Source organism: Streptomyces sp. WELS2, from assembly GCF_013870595.1.
Lineage (GTDB): Bacteria > Actinomycetota > Actinomycetes > Streptomycetales > Streptomycetaceae > Streptomyces.
In genome coordinates this window covers 1-3,234 of the sequence record NZ_JACBWZ010000715.1, presented here as the reverse complement: position 1 = coordinate 3,234, position 3,234 = coordinate 1, and the positions used below count along the sequence as shown (strand labels likewise).

The 3,234-nt window shown below is 74.1% G+C and carries 2 protein-coding genes and 1 pseudogene; all 3 read right to left on the bottom strand.

Annotation, left to right across the window (positions count from 1 at the left end):
• Nucleotides 1-158 precede the first annotated feature (158 nt).
• Nucleotides 159-1,442 carry an MFS transporter gene (locus H5J33_RS28630; protein ID WP_181797726.1) on the bottom strand — a complete coding sequence of 428 codons (1,284 nt, stop codon included), beginning with the start codon at nucleotides 1,440-1,442 and terminating at the stop codon, nucleotides 159-161.
• A 6-nt stretch (nucleotides 1,443-1,448) separates the two neighbouring features.
• Nucleotides 1,449-2,540 carry a polysaccharide deacetylase family protein gene (locus H5J33_RS28625; protein ID WP_181797725.1) on the bottom strand — a complete coding sequence of 364 codons (1,092 nt, stop codon included), beginning with the start codon at nucleotides 2,538-2,540 and terminating at the stop codon, nucleotides 1,449-1,451.
• A pseudogene (locus H5J33_RS28620) lies at nucleotides 2,537-3,234 on the bottom strand (non-ribosomal peptide synthetase condensation domain protein); the annotation flags it as partial. The gene H5J33_RS28625 and the pseudogene H5J33_RS28620, both read right to left, overlap by 4 nt.

Sequence of the window (3,234 nt, the reverse complement as noted above, 5' to 3'; positions counted from 1 at the left end):
CCGCCCGCAGAGCTCGGCCGCTGCCAGCCACCCGACTATGGCCTTCCGGTCATCGGCCGCTCTGGTCGCCGTGTCCGCGATCCGCCCGCCCGGCTCGTCCCCGAACCGGCCCCCGCCGTGCGACTCGCCGACCGCGCGTGCACACCGCCCCGCGCCGTTCAGGCGCGGTCCGGTACCCGGGCCAGGGTGCGGATAGGGCGGGTCAGCAGCAGCGCGGCGGCGGTGAGCAGGGCGACCACGATGCCCACTTGCAGCACTCGGTCGGTGCCGAAGGCTCCGGCGGCCGGACCGGCCAGCGCGCTGCCGACCGGGAACATGCCGACGGAACCCGCGACCTCGTAGGCGTGGACGCGGTTGAGCACCTCGCCCGGCACCTGGGTCTGCACGCTGGTGGCCCACATGACGCCCCAGAAGGTGATGCCGATCCCGACCACGACCTGGGCGACGGCGAGCAGCCACACCGGCCAGCCGAGCACGATGCCGAGCGGGTAGAGCGGGTACGCCAGCATCGCCACCGCCCCGGCGGCGAGCGGACGGACCGGCTTGTAGCGCAGCGCCAGCACCCCGCCGGCCACGGTGCCCGCCCCGAACGCGCAGTTGAGCAGGCCGAAGGCGGTGGCGCCGTGCGCGGGCACGATCACCCCGGCGGCGACCGACAGCTGCGGTCCCCAGGAGAGCACGGCGAAGAACATCCAGATCACGATCACGCCCCACAGCCAGCTCCGGGAGCGGAACTCGTACCAGCCGGCCACCAGGTTGCGCCACAGGCTCTCGCCGGCCGGCGGCGCGGGCACCACGCCGAGCCGCAGTGCGAACAGGCAGCCCGCGCTGGTGCCGTAGGCGACGGCGGAGATCACCATGACCCAGCCGGTGGCGGCGGTGCCGACCAGCACGCCGGCCAGCGCCGGGCCGCCGAGCGCGGTGAGCGCCTCGGAGATGCGCAGCACACCGTTGGCGCCCTGCACGTCCCGGGCCACCAGCGGGACGGTCGAGGAAGCGCCCGGCTGGAACATCGCGTTGGCGGTGCCGGCCACCATCAGCAGGCCGTACAGGTGCCAGAGGTGGTCGATGCCGTGCAGGAACAGGAAGGCGAGCAGCACATGGGTGGTGAGGTTGGCCAGGTCGGAGGCGATCATCATCCGGCGGGCGGTGAACCGGTCGGCGAGCACCCCGCCGAAGAGCACCAGGGCGGCGAACGGGCCGACCAGGAAGGCCATCGAGTAGCCGGCGGTGCTCAGGTCGTACCCCGAGCTGAGCAGTCCGGCCGAGACCGCGACCGGCAGCATGGCCCAGCCGAGCAGGCCGGCGCTGCGGGCGGTGAAGTAGTACTGGAAGTTGCGGGACCAGATCGCCGGTTCCCCGGCCGGCGGCGGCCCGGCGGCCCGGTCCTGGTCGTGCGGGGCCGTCACCGCCGGGGTGTGGTCTGCCGAGCGATCCTTCATGGGTCTTCAGCGCTCCAGCCGTAGATCGTGTTCTTCTTGGTCGAGCGGCCGGCCGCCGCCGGTGCCGGGCGGCGCGGGCAGTTCTCCCACGGGGACCGGTTCCAGGCCGCGTTCGAGCAGGCCCTCGATGATCGAGGGGAGGGCCTGTACGGTCTGACGCCGGTCGCCGCCGCTCTCGTGCATCAGCACCACCGAGCCCGGTCCGGCGGCCTCCAGGACGGTCGCGGCGATCCGCTCCGGTCCCGGTCTCGCCCAGTCGCGGGAGTCCACGTCCCACAGGGTCAGAGTGGTCGGGTGCCCGTCGAGCGCGGCCAGCACCTCCGGGCTCAGCGCGCCGTACGGCGGCCGGAACCGGGTCGGCGCCTCGCCGGTCACCCGGGCCACCGCCTCCGCCGTCCGGTCGAGCTGTTCGCGCAGCTGCTCCGCGGTCAGGTCGGGCAGGAAGGGGTGTGACCAGGAGTGGTTTCCGATTTCGTGGCCGGCGTCGGCGATCCGGCGCACCTCGTCGGGCAGCGCCGCGACATGGTGGCCGACGCAGAAGAAGGTGGCCCGGACGCCGTAGCGGTCCAGGATCTCCAGGATCCGGCGGGTCTGTACCGGGTCGGGGCCGTCGTCGAAGGTGAGCGCGATCCGGGGCGTGTCACGGTCGCCGTGCTCCAGGCAGCGCCCGGCCGCCGTCAGCGCCGCCTGGAGCGGTTCGCTGCGCCGTACGCCCTCGAAGTACTCGTCGGCGCGGCCGGACAGGGTGCCGCTCTCGGCGGTCACCCGGGCCAGCTCGCCCGGGGTGCTGTGGGCCCGCTCGGCCAGTCGGCGGGCCGGGACGGAGCCGAACCGCGGCCGGGGCGGCAGCAGCCAGGGATCGGCACGGTAGACCTCCAGGCCGGCCGCCGTCATCGGTCCGTCGAGCAGGCCGTTGGTGCTGTCGATCACCGCGGCCAGCGGCTGTTCCCGGGCCAGTTCCCTCAGCCAGGCGATGAGTTCGGCGACCTGGGCGGCACCCCAGCCGCTCGGTTCGGTCACCCGGCGGCCGGCACCGTCGATGACCTCGACCCGGTAGCCCGTGTCCGTCCAGGCGATGCCCGCGTACCGCTTGCTCACGCCTCCTCCAGCGCCATCGCCTCGGTGACGACCAGCCGCTCGACCCCGCGCAGGAAGGTCTCCATGCCGTCGCGGGTGAGGACGGCCGGGTCGGCGGTCATGCACAGCTCCAGGGCGCCGGGGGCGGTCAGCACGTCCACCGCCACGGAGACGTTCGCCCGGGGCAGGAACTCCGTGGGCCAGCTCAGCTCGGTGCGGCCGGTCAGCTCGGCCAGCGGGGCCCGCGGGCGTCCGGTGGTGTCGAAGGGGCCGGTGCCCGGGTCCCGGGTGTCGTTCCACCAGCACGAGTGGTCGGCGGCCTCACCCCGCTCGACGAGCCGCGCCACCTCGCGGTCCAGCGCCCACTTGTCGTATCCGGCGTGCCGGAACGCGCTGAACGAGACGGACCGCGTCCGCCGTACCGCGTCCTGGAAGTCCCGGCCCGCGTCCGGGAGGAGGAACACCGCTTCCTGCGCCATCGTGCTGACCGACTCGGCGGCGGCCGGCTGGAAGCGGTTGCTCACCACCACCTGGAACAGGATGTCGTCGCTCCCGGACATCCTGGCCAGTTGGTGGGAGGCCGCGCCCAGCAGCACCGCCGCATCGCTCGCTCCCCACCCGGCCGCGACCCGTTCGACGGCGACCGCGAGCGCGGGCGAGCGCAGCAGCGCGTTGGGGAAGAGCCGGCCCGGGTCGGTGTCCGCGAGGTCCGGTG

Coding starts and splice junctions, on each gene's coding strand:
- H5J33_RS28630 (WP_181797726.1), bottom strand. CDS start 1,442: ATGAAGGATCGCTCGGCAGACCACACCCCGGCGGTGACGGCCCCGCAC.